Raw genomic sequence first — 16,681 nt, forward strand, 5'->3', positions numbered from 1 at the left:
CTTTTTAAATTAGAAGATGATTTTTGATCCTAAGCCTAATACAAATGCATTATCGACATTATTGGTTGAACCCGGGTTAATCACGTATTGTAGATTTGGACGAATCATTAACCACTTGGTCGGATAATAGCTATAGTTCAATTCCACATTATATTCCGCACTGGCATCAAATACAGGGTTTGTTACACGATCGTTTACATGTACCCGGTTTACCGCTAAACCAAGAATATCGTTCGGCTGTGAGTCGAATAAGCCAATATATTTCACGCCCAGTTGCTGTGAATTATCCACTTTATTGGTGGTGCGATCATGCCAGGTAAAGTTGGCAAAACTATGTAAACCTTGCTTGCCAGAACCGGTAGAAGTCAATTGCTGCTCTACAGCCAACCAGCCTGCAAAGCTACGGTCTTCGCCAACAGTGCCTTTTGCATAAGCAACATCATATTGGTTTTTAGCTTCATCGGCCGTGTTGTACATACCACCTACACGGTAACTACCCGGTAAACCATTCACCAATGATTTAGGCATCCAGATCACTTCCACAGGAATAGTGACACCATCTGCATTGTCAGTATCCAGGTTCCAGCCGTGACGTTCCAAAGCATTTTCAGGATTAAATTCATATACACCCACTTGTGCCGCAATTTCAGGAGTCGCCTGGTATTTCACGCGACCACCCCATTGCGCAACCGGGGTATTCATCCAGATATTGCCTTGCCATTTACCCATTTGTGCTGCACAGAAAGCATTGCTCTGGAAATCACAAGCCATCACGTTAAAGTCCATCCCCATGCCTAAACGGCCGACTTTCACGCTGATGCCTTGCTCTTTAAAATTCTTTTCAATCGACAATTCGCTTAGACGAGTTTTTTGGTTGCCACGACCAAAGTTAGCCTGCACATTGGCAAGTTGCGGTGCAGCAGGATCTTGCAAATCATCCAACGTTGTACTTTGGCCTTGGCGTGCGCTGACTGCAGCACGAATCGTTACCCCATCCCAGCCTGCCAGTTTTTCCATATCTAGCGCCGAGCCTAACCAGAGTTGGCTGGCTACTGTTGCAGCATGATCTTCATGACGACCACCTTCTGCCAGATAAGCAGCATCTGCAGCAATATTGGCATCAAACTTCACCCCTTGCCCGGCCAGTTCGCTACGTTTACCGTTCCAGTCACCTAATAGATACTGACCATTTGGATCAAATGCTTCAGCGGCTTGAGTTTGGGTCATGGCAGCCAACATAAATGCAGGCAATAGAGCTAGACTAAATTTTTTCATGAGAGAACCAGAATATGGGAAATTTTTAGTTAAAATCAATTCATTGAATTGACATTATTATGTGAAAATTACCTAATTTTTAAACTATTATCTCAGCTTTTTTTTTATCACTTATTCAATAAAAAGTTATAAATTATTAAAAAAAAATAACTATTAACTTAATTAAAAGTATATATGTTTTTATTTTTCATTATTTTAAGTAACCAAAATTTCAACAAAACCACCTAATCTTTAATCTTTGATCTGCTATTTAATTAAACCATTTGGTTTATTTTTAAACTATTTATACATTATCAAAAAACCAATAAAAATGAGGCTTTACCCAGCCTCTTTATAATCAGTACTTGCATTCACTGACTTACAACCCGATATTAGCTCTAAATACGCACCATTGAACCGCATATGCCCGAATTACCTGAAGTCGAAACCACAAAAACCAGTTTATTGCCTTTGCTTGATCAAGCAGTAATTTCCGTAAAAGTTCGGGAATCACGCCTGCGCTGGCCTATTCCGGAAGATATCGAAAAACTCAACGGGCAAAAATTAGTCAAACTGACCCGTCGCTCTAAATATATTCTGGCTGAATTCGAACACGACAGCATGCTTTGGCATTTAGGCATGTCGGGTAGTTTTCGCCTGTGTGATCCCCATACGGAATTGCGTAAACATGATCATCTGATTATTCAATTTGAAGGTATTGAACTCAGATATCATGATCCGCGCCGTTTTGGCTGTATTTTATGGCTTGATCAAAACTCGCAAACAAAACTGATTGATACTTTAGGCCCAGAGCCGTTAAGTGAAGCATTTAATGCCGAATATCTGGCTGAAAAATTTAAAAAGAAAAATGTCGGGGCCAAAGTTGCGATTATGGACAACCATATTGTGGTCGGTGTGGGTAATATTTATGCCACTGAAAGCCTATTCAATTTAGGCATTCATCCTGCACAACCCGCTTCCAGTCTCAGCTTTCAGCAAATTGAACAGTTGGTTGTAGAAGTTAAACGGATTTTAAAACAGGCCATTGACCTAGGTGGATCAACCTTACGTGACTATAGTAATGCCATGGGTGAAAATGGTTATTTCCAGCAAACCCTGTTAGCTTACGGCCGTGCCGGTGAGATGTGTGTGAACTGCGAAACCACTTTGGAAAATTTAAAACTGGGACAGCGTGCATCGGTATTTTGCCCGCAATGTCAGCCCTTAAAAAAAGTTAAAATAGCCAGTCAGAAAGCCATTAAAGGAAGCAAAGCATGAAATCTGCCATCGTTCGACATATCCTGGTTAAGGATAAAGTGCTTGCTGAACAGCTAAAAAAGAAAATTAAGGATGGGGCTGATTTTGCCAAAATTGCCAAACAGCATTCCACTTGTCCATCGGGTAAAAAAGGCGGTGAACTGGGTGATATCAAGAAAGGACAACTGGTAGGCCCGATTGATAAAGCCGTGTTTACCTTGCCTGAACGTGAACTGCATGGTCCAATTAAAAGCCAGTTTGGCTGGCATTTACTGGAAATTAAATTTCGGATGGATTAGTCATCTACCCCTTCCTCCTCTTAGGAGGTGAGGAATATATTCCGCAAGGGAGAGGTAAAAATAAAAAACGGCACCCAAAGTGCCGTTTTTTATTTACTTGAAATTACAGGGGTGGACGTTTTTTCAATTCATCACGAATTTCGCGAAGCAATTCGATATCGGCTGGGGTAGTTGGTGTTTCCTCTACCGGGCCTTCTTGTTTACGTAAGCGGTTCATAAATTTAACCAACCAGAACACCACCCATGCCAATAACAGGAAGTTAATCAGGATGGTCAGAAAATTACCATAGGCCAAGACATTTACACCTTGTGCCTGTGCTGCCGCCAAGGTAGTTGCATTGTTCGGATTATCACCGAGTACTAAGAACCAGTTTGAATAGTCAACATCACCACCGAGAATCCAGCTGACCAACGGCATGATGATATCTTTTACAAATGAATCAATAATTTTACCAAATGCACTGCCAATGATCACACCGACAGCCAAATCCATAACATTGCCTTTGACAGCAAATTCCTTAAACTCTTGAATAATACTCATGACTTTCTCCAGTTATCTTTAAAGCTTTTATTTATTCATATATTTTGAGAACTGTATGACGCTGAGTAGTGCATTGATAACAGTTCATAATTCTCTTTAATTTACTCGGAATTATGTATGTTGAATATATTAAATTTCTAATTATAAACAAAAAAAATGCTACCACTGACGTGATAGCATTTTTTCAATCATTTAAATCAGTTCAAACTGATTAAATCATTATTTACCAGAACGGTTACGTTTACGTTCATTTTCAGTCAAGTAACGCTTACGAATACGAATTGACTTAGGTGTTACTTCAACTAATTCATCATCTTCAATGAATTCAAGTGCCTGTTCAAGCGTATATTCAACAGCAGGAACTAGAGTTAACGCTTCATCAGTACCAGATGCACGTACGTTGGTTAACTGTTTCGCTTTAGTTGGGTTAACTGTCATGTCGTCAGAACGTGAGTTAATACCAATGATCATGCCTTCGTAAACTTCTAACTGAGGTTTAGCGAATAGACGACCACGGTCTTGCAGTGTGAACAATGCATAGCCAAGGCAAGTACCTTGAACCATAGAAATCAACACACCGTTTTGACGTTTCGCAACAGTACCTTGTTTCATTGGACCGTAATGCGAGAAGCTAGACGTCATGATACCAGTACCAGAAGTCATGGTCAGGAATTCAGAACGGAAACCGATCAAGCCACGTGAAGGAACAGTAGCTTCAATACGGATACGGCCTTTACCGTCAACTTCCATATTGGTCATTTCGCCTTTACGGTGACCCATTTGTTCCATTACAGCGCCTTGGTGCTGTTCTTCAACGTCAAATGTAACGTTTTCATACGGTTCTTGTTTTACGCCATCAACTTCTTTCAAGATTACTTGTGGACGAGATACGCCCATTTCGAAGCCTTCACGACGCATGTTTTCAATAAGAACTGAAAGGTGAAGTTCACCACGACCAGATACTTTAAAACGGTCTGGAGAATCAGTATCTTCAACACGTAATGCTACGTTATGAATCAATTCGCGATCTAGACGTTCACGGATATTACGTGAAGTTACGAATTTACCTTCTTTACCAGCAAACGGTGAGTTGTTTACCTGGAATGTCATGGTAACTGTAGGTTCATCTACAGAAAGCGCTGGAAGTGCTTCAACAGCTTTCGGATCACAAATCGTGTCAGAAATGTTAAGCGCATCGATACCTGTTACACAAACGATATCGCCTGCAGAAGCTTCTTCAACGTCAACACGATCTAGACCATGGTAACCCATGATTTTTAAGATACGGCCGTTACGTGTTTTGCCTTCTTTGTCGATCACAGTCACTTGTGTATTCAATTTAACTGAACCACGTTGAATACGACCAACACCGATAACACCTACGAAGCTGTTATAGTCAAGTGAAGACACTTGCATTTGGAATGGACCATCAACGTCAACTGCTGGTGGTTCAACGATGTCTACGATTGTTTGGAACAATGGAGTCATGTCGTCAGCAAGTTCTTCTGGAGAAGGACCAGCAACACCACGGAGACCAGATGCATAAACAATTGGGAAGTCTAACTGTTCATCAGTACCACCAAGGTTATCAAACAAGTCGAATACTTGGTCAATTACCCAGTCAGGACGCGCACTTGGCTTGTCGACTTTATTAATAATAACGATTGGTTTCAAACCGCGTGCGAACGCTTTTTGCGTTACGAAACGAGTTTGTGGCATTGGACCTTCTTGTGAATCCACAAGAAGAAGTACGCAGTCAACCATCGACATTACACGTTCAACTTCACCACCAAAGTCGGCGTGTCCCGGGGTGTCCACGATGTTAATGCGGTATTCAGTGTTAGTACGAGCATCAGTCCATTTAATTGCAGTGTTTTTTGCAAGAATGGTAATACCACGTTCAGACTCGATAGCGCCCGAATCCATGACACGCTCGATCTCACCCGCGCGATCGCCAAGAGCACCTGATTGTTGCAAAAGTTTGTCTACAAGAGTGGTTTTACCATGATCGACGTGCGCAATAATGGCAATGTTACGGAGAGTTTTAATATCTGACATGTAAATTCGATACGTATTAAATTTGAGGGCAAATTATACAGAAAAAACTAAACTTTTAGTAGTGACAGTTTATTGACAGTTACAAGTTTTTTTGGCTATTCGCCTTTTTTTGGGTTTGTAAACGCGTGTAACTCGATTAGAATAACGCCAAATTGCTGCTGTACCTTCCTTACATGTCTGATTTAAAAAACTCTCCCGAGCAACAAAATCGTCTTGATTTGGTCTACGGATTAAACGATCGACCTAAACCATTTATCGCTTTTTTGGCTGCTCTGCAACATTTACTTGCGATTATTGTCCCAATTGTCACGCCCGGATTGCTGATTTGTTTAGCGCTTGGCGTTTCAAAAGAAGACACCAATATGATTCTTTCCATGTCTTTGGTGATCTCAGGGATTGCAACCTTTCTACAATGCAAAAAAGTCGGCCCTTTTGGCGCAGGCTTACTGATTGTTCAAGGAACTAGTTTCAACTTTATCGGTCCTATTATCGGGATTGGTTCTGCTATGGTCGCTGCAGGTATGCCGGTTGAAGCGGTGATGGCTTCTATTTTTGGTGTAGTAATTGCCGGATCGTTTATTGAAATGGGCGTTTCACGCATTTTACCTTGGGTAAAACGACTGATTACTCCGCTTGTTACAGGTATTGTAGTACTGCTGATTGGTTTAACCTTAATTAAAGAAGGTTTAATCAGTATGGGTGGCGGTTATCAGGCAATGGGTGATAAAACCTTTGCCAATGCCGACAACCTGATCATGTCATGTACCGTATTGGCGATTATCATTGTCTTGAACCGTGTCCGTATTACCTGGGTCAAAAGCTCAGCCATTCTGATTGCCCTGATTATTGGTTATGCCCTTGCCGGCTTCATGGGACATCTTAATTTTTCCGGCTTGAAAGATGCACCATTAGTACAAATTCCAACCCCAATGCACTTTGGTATAAGTTTCTCATGGAGCTTGTTTATTCCAATGGCATTCATTTATTTGGTGACCTCACTGGAAGCGATTGGTGATATTACCGCGACCTCTAAAATTTCCAACCAGCCCGTAGATGGTGCGAAATGGATGGAACGTATTAAAGGTGGTGTATTGGTCAATGGGGCTAACTCATTCCTTGCAGGTATTTTTAACACTTTCCCAAGTTCTGTGTTTGCACAAAATAATGGTGTGATTCAGCTTACTGGGGTGGCGAGCCGTTATGTGGGTATCTGGATTGCCGCATTATTGGTCATTCTGGGCTTACTGCCTGCTGTTGCTGGCGTGATTCAGGCTGTGCCACAAGCCGTACTCGGCGGCGCAGTCATGGTGATGTTTGGTGCAGTGGCTGCCTCAGGTATTAATATTCTGTCAGGCATTCATCTTGACCGTCGTGCCCTACTGATTATTGCTATTTCTCTGGCACTGGGTTTGGGTGTTGCACAAGTCCCACAAATTTTGGAACATCTTCCAGAATTATTCCGTAACATCTTCAGTTCAGGTGTAGCGACTGGTGGTATTGCCGCATTACTCTTAAATATTATTCTTCCTGAATCGAAGAAATAATTTCATTTCAGCATCAACTCTGCCCAGCATTGTCTGGGCAGAGTTTTTCAATGGCGAGATAAAAAATGGATCCAAGAAGTGAAGTTGTCATTCGACAGCATGAATATCTTTCTGGACGTGTGCTTTTAGTCAATGCACCGACTGATGATTTACTTTCCAATCTAGAGAAAGACATCACCCCATGTTTGTGGACATGGAATTATAATGAATTTCAATATTTTCAGTCTCAGCAAGCCGCTGTACATTTTGGTGTTGAGCTTCCTGAAGGCAGTTTTGACCAGGCCATTATTTTTGTGCCTAAGTCCAAAGAACTCTTAAACTACCTGCTGCACAATGTAGTCAACCGCTTGGGGTTGGGTGCTTCTATTTTCCTGGTTGGGGAAAAGAAAGGTGGCGTTGAGCGTGCAGCCAAACAGCTACAGCCTTATGGTAAAGCCGTCAAACTGGATAGCGCACGCCATTGCCAGTTATGGCAGATGACGATTGAATCGACGGTTAAAGCCAAAGCTTTGGCCGATTGGGCACAACAATATACTGTTAGCACGCCAAAAGGTGATCTCAGCATTTGTGCCCTTCCCGGCGTATTCAGTCAAAATCGTCTGGATGTCGGTACAGCGGTATTTTTACCGTTTTTATCGCAAGTCACTTCAGGTAAAATTGCCGACTTTGGCTGTGGTGCAGGGATCATCAGTGCTTATTTGGCAAAACTGAATCCCAAAAACCGTATTTTTGCCATGGATGTTGACGCATTCGCATTAGCCTCTACCCGCATGACCTTTGAAAAAAATAGCCTATCACCAGAACAGCTGGAAATTACCGCTGTTACCGGTATTGAAGACGCTCCTCTTTTCTTGCATGCCATTGTTAGCAATCCGCCTTTTCATCAAGGCATTCATACCGATTACAATGCCAGTGAAAACTTGTGCAAGACTTCACGACGTCATTTGAAATCGGGTGGCGAATTATGGATTGTGGCAAACCGCTTTTTAAATTATCCATTACTCATTGAACAAAGCTTTGGTCAATGTACCACCAAAGCAGATCAACAAGGTTTTAAAGTGCTGTTCGCTAGCACTGAAAAAAATCTTAAGGAACAACGATGAGCGAAACTCAATCTGCACATTTACAGCGTAAGCTGGGTGCACGTCATTTGAATATGATCGCCATTGGTGGTTCTATCGGTACAGGCTTATTCCTGGCTTCTGGTGCAACAATTGCCAATGCCGGTCCGGGCGGTGCTTTACTGGCTTACTGTCTGATTGGCATCATGATTTATTTCCTGATGACCAGCCTGGGGGAGCTTGCAACCCACAACCCAACTTCAGGTGCCTTCTTTACCTATGGCACCAAATATGTCGAAGGCGGTTTTGGATTTGCATTGGGATGGAACTATTGGTACAACTGGGCCATTACCGTTGCATTTGAACTGGTTGCAGTTCAGTTCATTATGAAATTCTGGTTCCCTGATATTCCAGGATTCTACTGGAGTGCCATTTTCCTTGCCGTTATTTTTGCTATTAACTCACTCTCTGTAAAAGGCTTTGGTGAAAGTGAGTTTTTATTCTCTTTAGTCAAAGTCATTGCCATCATTGTCTTTATTATTATTGGTATTGCCATGATTGCGAAAATCATGCTGACGCCAAACATGGTGGCTTTTGCCAACTGGACTAAAGGTGATGCACCTTTTGTTGGTGGCTTACAAGCCATGATCGGTGTCGCCATGATTGCCGGGTTCTCCTTTCAGGGCACAGAGATGGTGGGTGTGGCTGCAGGTGAATCCAAAGATCCTAAAAAGACCATTCCTGTAGCTATTAAGCAGATTTTCTGGCGTATTTTATTGTTCTATGTAGTGTGTATATTCATCATTGGAACATTAGTGGCCTATGACGATCCGCGCCTGTTACAGGCGGCTGCGAGCGATAATATCACCCTGTCACCCTTTACTTTACTGTATGAGAAAGTCGGTTTTGCTTTTGCTGCAGGTTTAATGAATGCGGTGATTTTAACTGCAATCCTGTCTGCGGGTAACTCTGGCATGTATTCATCGACCCGCATGCTGTTTGACATGGCACGTAAAGGTAGCGCACCAAAAATCTTTGGTAAACTTGATGCGCGTGGCGTACCGATGAATGCCTTGTATGCAACCACTGCAATTGCAGCGCTCTGCTTCCTCACCACCTTTATTGGTGAGCAGGAAGTATTTAACTGGTTGTTAAATATGTCAGGCATGTGTGGTTTTATTGTCTGGCTGGGCATTGCCATTTCACATTACCGTTTCCGCAAAGGTTATTTGGCACAGGGTTATAAACTGGAAGATTTGGCTTATAAAGCCAAGTTTTTCCCGTTTGCGCCTTGGTTTGCGTTTATTCTTTGTACCATTGTCGTGTTGGGACAAAATTATCAAGCCTTCCTTAGCGGTGACTGGCTTGGCGTGTTATCTACTTATATCAGCATTCCATTATTTCTGGTGATTTGGCTGGGTTATAAATGGAAAAACAAAACCAAGTTGGTTTCTTATCAAGACATGGATGTTAAGCCCATGAATCCTGATCAGGACTAACTCTACTGTTGTCATAAAAAAACAGCCTTTTGGCTGTTTTTTTATGTTTATGATCGTCAGTAATGTGCCAAAAATTCTTTTAAGGCAAAGCTGACTTCATTTTTATGGGTGGTACATAAACCATGCGGTGCACCCTTAATTTGCTCTTCTATCCCATGTTTTAAAAGTTTGACCGCCTGCTGACTACAAATTTCTGGCGGTACAATTTCATCTGCTGTTCCATACATAACCAAAGTAGGTACAGTAATCTGGGTTAAGTCTTCACCTAAATCTGTTTCTGAAAAAGCATGGATACAATCGTAATGTGCTTTGATTGACCCCTGCATGGCAATACGCCAGAAATTTTGTATCACCCCTTCTGAGGTTTTATTTAATAATTTGTCGTAGCCATAAAATGATTTAGCAAAATCCAGATAAAAATCGGCTCTATTGGCCAATAAATTGGCACGCATTTCATCAAATACGTTTGAATCTACACCGTCTGGATGATCCTCTCGCTTAATCATCAGAGGAGTTACCGCGGCAATGAGCGCGAGTTTAGTCACCTTTTGCTGGCCATATTTTGCCGTATATCTTGTTACCACTGCTCCACCGGTAGAATGTCCGACTAAAGCAAATTCAGTTAATCCAAGGTGTTCAATAAGTTGATGCAAATCTTGTGCATATTGATCAATACTGTGCCCTGCCCAAGGTTGACTTGAACGTCCATGACCACGTCGGTCAAATGCAATCACCCGATAGCCATGTTCTGCAAGAAATAACATCTGGTCTTCAAAAGCATCACTCGATAAAGGCCAGCCATGAGAAAAGATCACCACAGAACCATCGCCCCAATCCTTATAATAAATCGAGGTTCCATCTGTTGTTGTTAACATATGAGTCATTTTTTCACCCTCTTTTTATTGTGTATATGGGTGTTTATTAGAACAAGATCAAAATAAAACTGTGTATTAAACAAGTTATGCTTATGTAGCACGCAAAAAAAAAGCAGCCTTGCGGCTGCTTTTTCTTAAATCAGTTCAATAATAAATTATTGAGCTGCAGGAGCTTGTTGAGCAGGTTCTGCAACAACTGTACGGCTACCAGAAATAGTCGCGAATACACGACGGTTCATAGCACGGCCTTCTTTAGTGTTGTTGTCAGCAATCGGTTGATCCCAAGCGAAACCTTGAGTAGACAAACGAGCTGGATCTACATTGTATTCATTTACAAGTGAAGATTTAACAGAGTTAGCACGAGCTAAAGATAAACGTTCGTTCAATGCACGTGGACCAGTGTTATCTGTGTGACCTTCGATGCGAGCAGTAGCGTTTGGATATTCAACTAACTTCTCAGCAACTTTAGCGATTTCTGGTTTGTATTGGTCTTTGATGTTTGATTTGTTTGTATCAAAGAACACACGAAGTTCCATGTTAAGGTCTTCAGTCAACTCTTGTGGAGCTGGTTGAACTGGAGCTACAGGCTCAACTGGAGCAACTTCTACTACAGGAGCAGCAGGCTTCAAGTGACCGCCAAGAACTACGTTAAGACCAGCTAAAGCTGTGTAGTTCCAGAATTTTTCATCAAAGTTATAAGTACTACGAGCTTCAGTACGTAGAGATAAAGCATCGTTTAAGCGCCAGAATGCACCAACACCTGCATTACCTAAAGTACCTTCTTTATCTTTAGCAATACCATCAATATCATATTTATAATGACCAGCACCTAACAATACATAAGGTTTGATTTTGCTGTCATAGTTTTTAGTGATCAAATCAGAAGTAGCGTAGAAGTTACCATTGATTTGAGTTTGCTTGTATTCAGCACCAGCTACATTAGATTCAACATCACCTTTAACTTGGTTGTATTCAGCTTCAAAGCCTAACCACGGCGTTAATTCAACACCAAGTGCCGCACCCACAAATAAATCGTCTTGTAATTCAGGACCATTTGTTAATTCGCCATCCTTACCGCCATTATTGTGTTGGGTGTCTTGCCAAGTATAACCCAGCATTAATGGAGTAACAGTTACGCCTGCGTTTGCAGCAGCTAAAGGAGCAGCTACGAGCATTGCCAATGCAATACGACTCATTTTCATGGATTTATCCTCCAGAGATAACAATTGTTGTTCAAGCTCAAGCCTTAAGTTTTTACTACCCTGAGATAGGCTTTTTTATACCCCAGTTTTATTCTTAAGCTAGTCACTTTGAATCATACAAACACTTTATTTTTTTTCCAAGTGCTTGATAATTTTAATCAAGTAAATTATTGACAAAATTACTTACAATTTCCGTTGTAATTCGGTAATTTTTTACTCAATTTATTCTTATGAATAGCTTATTGTCACTTGCAAATTATTTTAACAGCTTTCTTATAAAGTTGAGAAATAAATCTTACCCGCAAAAAAAAACAATTAAAAAACAAAATATTAATAACACACATAATTAAAAAAAAATATATTACAGGATCACTTTAAATGCTTTTTCAAAACAAAAATGGCTTCACATTGGTTGAACTCATCGTTACTTTGGCAATTTTTGCCATTCTGGCGACCATCGCTTTACCTTATTTTCAAGACATAAAAGCCAAACAGGAAGTCAATACCACTACCAATAAACTAATTTCAACGATTCAATTGGCCAAATCTCAAGCCGTTCTCTATCATAGCAATGTGGTGATATGTCCAAGTCAAAATAAAGTGAATTGTCAAACAAACCAATGGACTACCGGTTTACTGGTTTTTTTCGACAGCAATAAAAATAGACAAATTGATACGGGTGAAAAAATTATTTATACAGAATCTACCGATTTAAAATATGGGCACTTAGACTGGAGAGGAACTTTGAGTGTTCCCAGCTTAACTTTTCAAGCGGAAAATGGCCTGCCTATAGGTTCAAATGGCAGTTTTTATTATTGTTCAATGGTTTCTGATCATCACCAGAAGCTGGTTCTTAGTGCGATGGGACATATGCGGATCGAAAACCTATCCACCTGCTAAAAAACTTGTCAGTCTAAAGACGTAGAGCAATCCCACTTTATTCCTGCTCATTTTTCAATATACTGCTTAGGCTTGGAAAATAATTCCCTAAAAAGTCAATCTCGGAGAAAAACAATGACAGACATCGTAATTGTAAATGGTGCACGTACCGCAATGGGCGGTTTTCAAGGTAGCTTGGCCAGTATCACAGCTCCTGAACTTGGCGCAGCATGTATCAAAGAAGCGATTGCACGTGCAGGATTACAAGCAACTGATGTCGAAGAAGTGATTATGGGCTGTGTACTCCCTGCCGGTTTAAAACAAGGGCCGGCTCGCCAGGCGATGCGTAAAGCTGGGTTACCTGATTCAACAGGTGCAGTCACGATTAATAAACTTTGTGGTTCAGGTATGAAAGCGGTTATGCAAGCTGCTGACATGATTAAAGCCGGTTCTGCTGAAATTGTGGTTGCAGGTGGCATGGAATCTATGACCAATGCACCATATATCCTGCCTAAAGCACGTGGTGGCTTCCGTATGGGTCATGGTGAAATCAAGGACCATATGTTCTTTGATGGTCTTGAAGATGCCGAAACAGGCCGCTTAATGGGTTCATTTGCACAAGACACGGCAAATACACGTGGCTATACGCGTGAACAAATGGATGCCTTTGCGATTCGTTCCTTAGAACGTGCACAAAAAGCCGTAAACGAAGGTTACTTTGCCGATGAAATCGTGCCTGTAACCGTATCGAGTCGCAAAGGTGATGTTGTTGTTGATAAAGATGAACAACCCTTTAACGCGAACATTGCCAAAATTCCAACGCTTCGTCCTGCATTTGCTAAAGATGGAACCATTACGGCTGCCAATGCCAGCTCGATTTCAGATGGTGCTTCTGCGCTTGTACTCACCTCGAGTGAAAAAGCTGCTGCGAAAGGCTTGAAGCCTCTTGCAAAAATTGTGGCTTATGCTTCAAATTCACAGCATCCTTCAGAATTTACCATTGCTCCAGTCGGTGCCATTCAGAAAGTTTTAAATAAAACTGGTTGGGATGCACAAGATGTCGATCTTTGGGAAATTAACGAAGCATTTGCCATGGTGACCATGTGCCCAATGGATGACTTCAAACTTGATCCAGCTAAAGTAAACATTAATGGTGGTGCATGTGCACTCGGCCATCCGGTGGGTTCTACCGGTTCTCGTATTATCTTGACGCTAATCCATGCACTTAAACGCACTGGCGGCAAAAAAGGGATTGCTACCCTGTGTATTGGTGGTGGTGAAGCAACTGCAGTGGCGATTGAGTTGCTTTAATTGTTTTGAAGTCTCCCTGTGTTAAAGAGGGAGACCGGAATATCTCCCTCTCTCTAACTCTCTCCCTGAGGCAGAGAGTATAAAAAAATCCCTCTTTTGAGGGATTTTTTTATGCTTACACTTTTTTATATTTTCATCATCAAAATTTAAGCTTAAGCCTGCTAGATTAGAACCATCAACAACAACAACAAAGGCTTTCCATGCAACTCAATCATTATCTTAATTTCCAAGGTGAAACCGAAGCAGCATTTAACTTTTATAAATCTGTTTTTGGTGGTGAATTTTCAAATCTTACCCGTTATGGTGAAATGCCATCTGAAGAAGGCAGCATGCTTTCTGAAGCAAATAAAAATCTTATTCTGCATGTATCCTTACCGATTAATGCATTTACGGAATTGATGGCATCCGATACCAATGATCAATTCTGTGCGCAAAACAATACCAGTTTCACTAAAGGTAATAATCACTATATTTCAATTAACCTGAATGCCCATGAACAAGATGAGGCGAAACGTTTATTTGATGCGTTATCTGTGAATGGACAAATTGAAATGCCCTTAGAGAAGACATTCTGGGGTGCACTGTACGGTGCATTTACCGATCAGTTCGGCATTAAATGGATGGTCAACTGCCAGTTAGAAGCCCTGTAATCTCGTTTTTTATTTAAACATGCACAAAAAAGCCGGAATCAATCCGGCTTTTTTACATCTGTTTAAAACAATCAAGCACCTGTTTGATAATGGGCTTTTTCAACTGCAGTTGAAGCTTGGTATGGGTTAGTAAAGTCACCTAAACCAGCCGCTGCTTCCTGAATATCTTTACCTTCTTTAATCACGAAAGTATCGAAACCAGAACGCTTCATGTAGTTCAACACGTCTTTAAACACATCGCCAGTTGCACGCAGTTCGCCTTGGAAACCTTGACGGCGAAGAAGCGCTGCAAATGAATAACCACGGCCATCGTTAAAGCCGGCAAATTCGATAAAAATTGCATCTAACTGGTCAAGCGGAAATTCATGGGTTTCAGGTGAAGCATCTACAGTGATGTAAAGTGCTTTTTTGCCTGACACATTGGCAAGCTGGTCTAACTGTTCAACAGTTAGAACCACATCACCTTGTGGTAATACGCCATCTTCACCAATAAGTTGGTAGGTATTGTCTGCAATCGTGCCATCTTTAGAGAGCACTTGTAGTGCGGTATTAAGCATATGCACGCTCCTTGAAGGGTTGAATGCCAACACGGCGGTATGTATCAATAAACTCTTCACCCTCAACACGAAGGTCAAGATAGGTATTCAGAATTTCTTCAACCACATCAGGTACACGATCTGCTGCAAATGATGGCCCCAAGATGTCGCCAATTGAAGCATCATGGTCCGCATTACCACCCAAAGTGATTTGGTAGAATTCTGCGCCTTTTTTGTCTACACCCAAAATACCGATGTTACCGACATGGTGATGACCACAGGCATTCATACAACCTGAAATGTTCAGGTCAAGCTTGCCTAGGTTATAGATGGTATCCAGGTCATCAAAACGGCGTGAAATCGCTTCTGAAATCGGAATTGATTTTGCATTCGCCAATGAACAGAAATCACCGCCTGGGCAGCAAATGATGTCAGTCAAGAAACCAATGTGCGCACGAGCAAGATTGTGCTGATCGAGAATTTTCCACAATTCAAACAAGTCTTTTTGTGGTACATCTACCAAGGCAATATTTTGTTCGTGTGTGGTACGGAACTCACCAAATGTGTACTTGTCTGCAAGATCTGCAATCAGGTTCATCTCTTCAACCGTCATGTCACCCGGTGCGATACCGGCACGTTTCAAAGAAATCGTAACAATACGGTAGCCTTGCACTTTATGAGCATTGGTGTTGATGTTGAACCACTGCTTGAACTTCGGATGCGCTGCAAACTGTTCAGTAAAGTCTTCATCAGCATAAGCTTGATAATCAAATGGCGTGAAATTCTCATCCATTTTTGCCAAGGTGTCTGCATCGATTTTTAAAGTTTTTACAGTATGTGCAAATTCAGCTTCAACTTTTTCTGCAAATACGGCTGGCGTTAAAGCTTTTACTAAAATCTTAATACGGGCTTTGTATTTGTTGTCACGGCGACCGTGCAAGTTATAGACACGCAGTACTGCTTCTAAATAAGCAATCAAATCTTCACGTGGCAAGAAGTCACGGATAAAGCTACCAATCACCGGGGTACGGCCCAAGCCACCACCGACTTTGATTTTATAGCCCATCTCGCCTGCTTCATTACACACGATGTATACACCGATGTCATGGAATGAAGTTGCCGCACGGTCAGTTTCTTCTAATGCAGAAACCGCAATTTTGAACTTACGTGGCAAGAAAGCAAATTCTGGATGGAATGTAGACCACTGACGAATCAATTCACAGGTCGGACGTGGATCTGCAATTTCACCTGCAACCACACCGGCATACTGGTCAGTGGTGGTATTACGGATACAGTTACCTGAGGTTTGGATTGCATGCATCTGAACTGATGCAAGTTCTTGCAACATGTCCGGTACATTTTCTAGTGCAGGCCAGTTAAACTGAATGTTTTGACGTGTTGAAACGTGTGCATAACCACGGTCATAGTCTTTGGCTAATTCCGCAATTTTACGCAATTGTTTTGAATTCATCAGACCATAAGGTACTGCAATACGCAACATTGGCGCATAACGTTGTACATAAAGGCCGTTTTGCAGACGAAGCGGACGATATTCATCTTCCGTCAATTTACCTGCTAAATAACGTTCCGTTTGGTCACGGAACTGTGCAACACGTTCATTGACCAGTTGCTGGTCAAAATCAGTATATAAATACATGGCGTACAGCTAGTAGTTTCTATTATAACGGCGGACAGCATAACGAGATTTGATCTAT

Annotated in this window: 15 protein-coding genes; 8 read left to right on the top strand and 7 right to left on the bottom strand. The window is 41.6% G+C overall.

Features of this window, described 5'->3' with window-relative positions; translation table 11 throughout:
• Positions 1 to 9 precede the first annotated feature (9 nt).
• Positions 10 to 1,275: a carbohydrate porin gene (locus tag WAE57_RS11910; protein WP_337710777.1), complete on the bottom strand. Its 1,266-nt coding sequence runs from the start codon at positions 1,273 to 1,275 to the stop codon at positions 10 to 12.
• Positions 1,276 to 1,677: 402 nt separating this feature from the next.
• Between WAE57_RS11910 and mutM the strand changes: the two genes are divergently transcribed.
• A complete protein-coding gene (gene mutM, locus WAE57_RS11915) occupies positions 1,678 to 2,532 on the top strand; it encodes a bifunctional DNA-formamidopyrimidine glycosylase/DNA-(apurinic or apyrimidinic site) lyase (RefSeq protein WP_237788249.1) in 855 nt (284 codons plus the stop codon).
• Positions 2,529 to 2,810 (top strand): peptidylprolyl isomerase, encoded by a 282-nt coding sequence (locus WAE57_RS11920; protein ID WP_180044018.1) that lies wholly within the window; start codon positions 2,529 to 2,531, stop codon positions 2,808 to 2,810. The genes mutM and WAE57_RS11920 overlap by 4 nt, the downstream gene beginning before the upstream one ends.
• Positions 2,811 to 2,913: 103 nt before the next feature.
• On the opposite strand, the gene mscL is transcribed toward WAE57_RS11920, so the two are convergent.
• Positions 2,914 to 3,351 (bottom strand): large conductance mechanosensitive channel protein MscL, encoded by a 438-nt coding sequence (gene mscL, locus WAE57_RS11925; protein WP_337710778.1) that lies wholly within the window; start codon positions 3,349 to 3,351, stop codon positions 2,914 to 2,916.
• 219 nt (positions 3,352 to 3,570) lie between these two features.
• Positions 3,571 to 5,409, bottom strand: coding sequence for a translational GTPase TypA (typA, locus tag WAE57_RS11930; protein WP_086175392.1), 1,839 nt, complete (start codon positions 5,407 to 5,409; stop codon positions 3,571 to 3,573).
• A 173-nt stretch (positions 5,410 to 5,582) separates the two neighbouring features.
• On the opposite strand from typA, the gene WAE57_RS11935 reads away from it, so the two are divergent.
• From WAE57_RS11935 to WAE57_RS11945, 3 genes are all read left to right on the top strand, one after another.
• The gene (locus WAE57_RS11935) at positions 5,583 to 6,953 is read left to right on the top strand and encodes a uracil-xanthine permease family protein (protein WP_337710779.1); all 1,371 of its coding nucleotides are present in this window, start codon (positions 5,583 to 5,585) and stop codon (positions 6,951 to 6,953) included.
• 65 nt (positions 6,954 to 7,018) lie between these two features.
• Positions 7,019 to 8,056 (top strand): class I SAM-dependent methyltransferase, encoded by a 1,038-nt coding sequence (locus WAE57_RS11940; protein WP_337710780.1) that lies wholly within the window; start codon positions 7,019 to 7,021, stop codon positions 8,054 to 8,056.
• On the top strand, positions 8,053 to 9,513 hold the full coding sequence (locus WAE57_RS11945; protein WP_337710781.1) for an amino acid permease: 1,461 nt from the start codon (positions 8,053 to 8,055) through the stop codon (positions 9,511 to 9,513). The genes WAE57_RS11940 and WAE57_RS11945 overlap by 4 nt, the downstream gene beginning before the upstream one ends.
• Before the next feature lie 56 nt (positions 9,514 to 9,569).
• Here the strand turns inward: WAE57_RS11945 and WAE57_RS11950 are convergent, their stop codons facing one another.
• Both WAE57_RS11950 and omp38 read right to left on the bottom strand, forming a co-directional pair.
• Positions 9,570 to 10,397, bottom strand: coding sequence for an alpha/beta hydrolase (locus WAE57_RS11950; RefSeq protein WP_337710782.1), 828 nt, complete (start codon positions 10,395 to 10,397; stop codon positions 9,570 to 9,572).
• A gap of 146 nt (positions 10,398 to 10,543) precedes the next feature.
• Positions 10,544 to 11,590, bottom strand: coding sequence for an outer membrane protein Omp38 (gene omp38 / locus WAE57_RS11955; protein ID WP_337710783.1), 1,047 nt, complete (start codon positions 11,588 to 11,590; stop codon positions 10,544 to 10,546).
• 378 nt (positions 11,591 to 11,968) lie between these two features.
• Here omp38 and WAE57_RS11960 point away from each other — a divergent pair, with 378 nt between their 5' ends.
• From WAE57_RS11960 to WAE57_RS11970, 3 genes are all read left to right on the top strand, one after another.
• The gene (locus WAE57_RS11960) at positions 11,969 to 12,490 is read left to right on the top strand and encodes a GspH/FimT family pseudopilin (RefSeq protein ID WP_337710784.1); all 522 of its coding nucleotides are present in this window, start codon (positions 11,969 to 11,971) and stop codon (positions 12,488 to 12,490) included.
• A 114-nt stretch (positions 12,491 to 12,604) separates the two neighbouring features.
• The gene (locus WAE57_RS11965; protein WP_337710785.1) at positions 12,605 to 13,780 is read left to right on the top strand and encodes a thiolase family protein; all 1,176 of its coding nucleotides are present in this window, start codon (positions 12,605 to 12,607) and stop codon (positions 13,778 to 13,780) included.
• A 200-nt stretch (positions 13,781 to 13,980) separates the two neighbouring features.
• Complete coding sequence (locus WAE57_RS11970) at positions 13,981 to 14,430, top strand: VOC family protein (RefSeq protein ID WP_337710786.1); 450 nt, start codon at positions 13,981 to 13,983, stop codon at positions 14,428 to 14,430.
• A 71-nt stretch (positions 14,431 to 14,501) separates the two neighbouring features.
• On the opposite strand, the gene WAE57_RS11975 is transcribed toward WAE57_RS11970, so the two are convergent.
• Positions 14,502 to 14,987 carry a DUF934 domain-containing protein gene (locus WAE57_RS11975; RefSeq protein ID WP_337710787.1) on the bottom strand — a complete coding sequence of 162 codons (486 nt, stop codon included), beginning with the start codon at positions 14,985 to 14,987 and terminating at the stop codon, positions 14,502 to 14,504.
• Positions 14,980 to 16,623, bottom strand: a complete 1,644-nt coding sequence (locus WAE57_RS11980) for a nitrite/sulfite reductase (RefSeq protein ID WP_337710788.1) — start codon at positions 16,621 to 16,623, stop codon at positions 14,980 to 14,982. The genes WAE57_RS11975 and WAE57_RS11980 overlap by 8 nt, the downstream gene beginning before the upstream one ends.
• Positions 16,624 to 16,681 lie beyond the last annotated feature (58 nt).

Origin of the sequence: Acinetobacter sp. NS-4 (assembly GCF_037402435.1) — a bacterium.
Lineage (GTDB): Bacteria > Pseudomonadota > Gammaproteobacteria > Pseudomonadales > Moraxellaceae > Acinetobacter.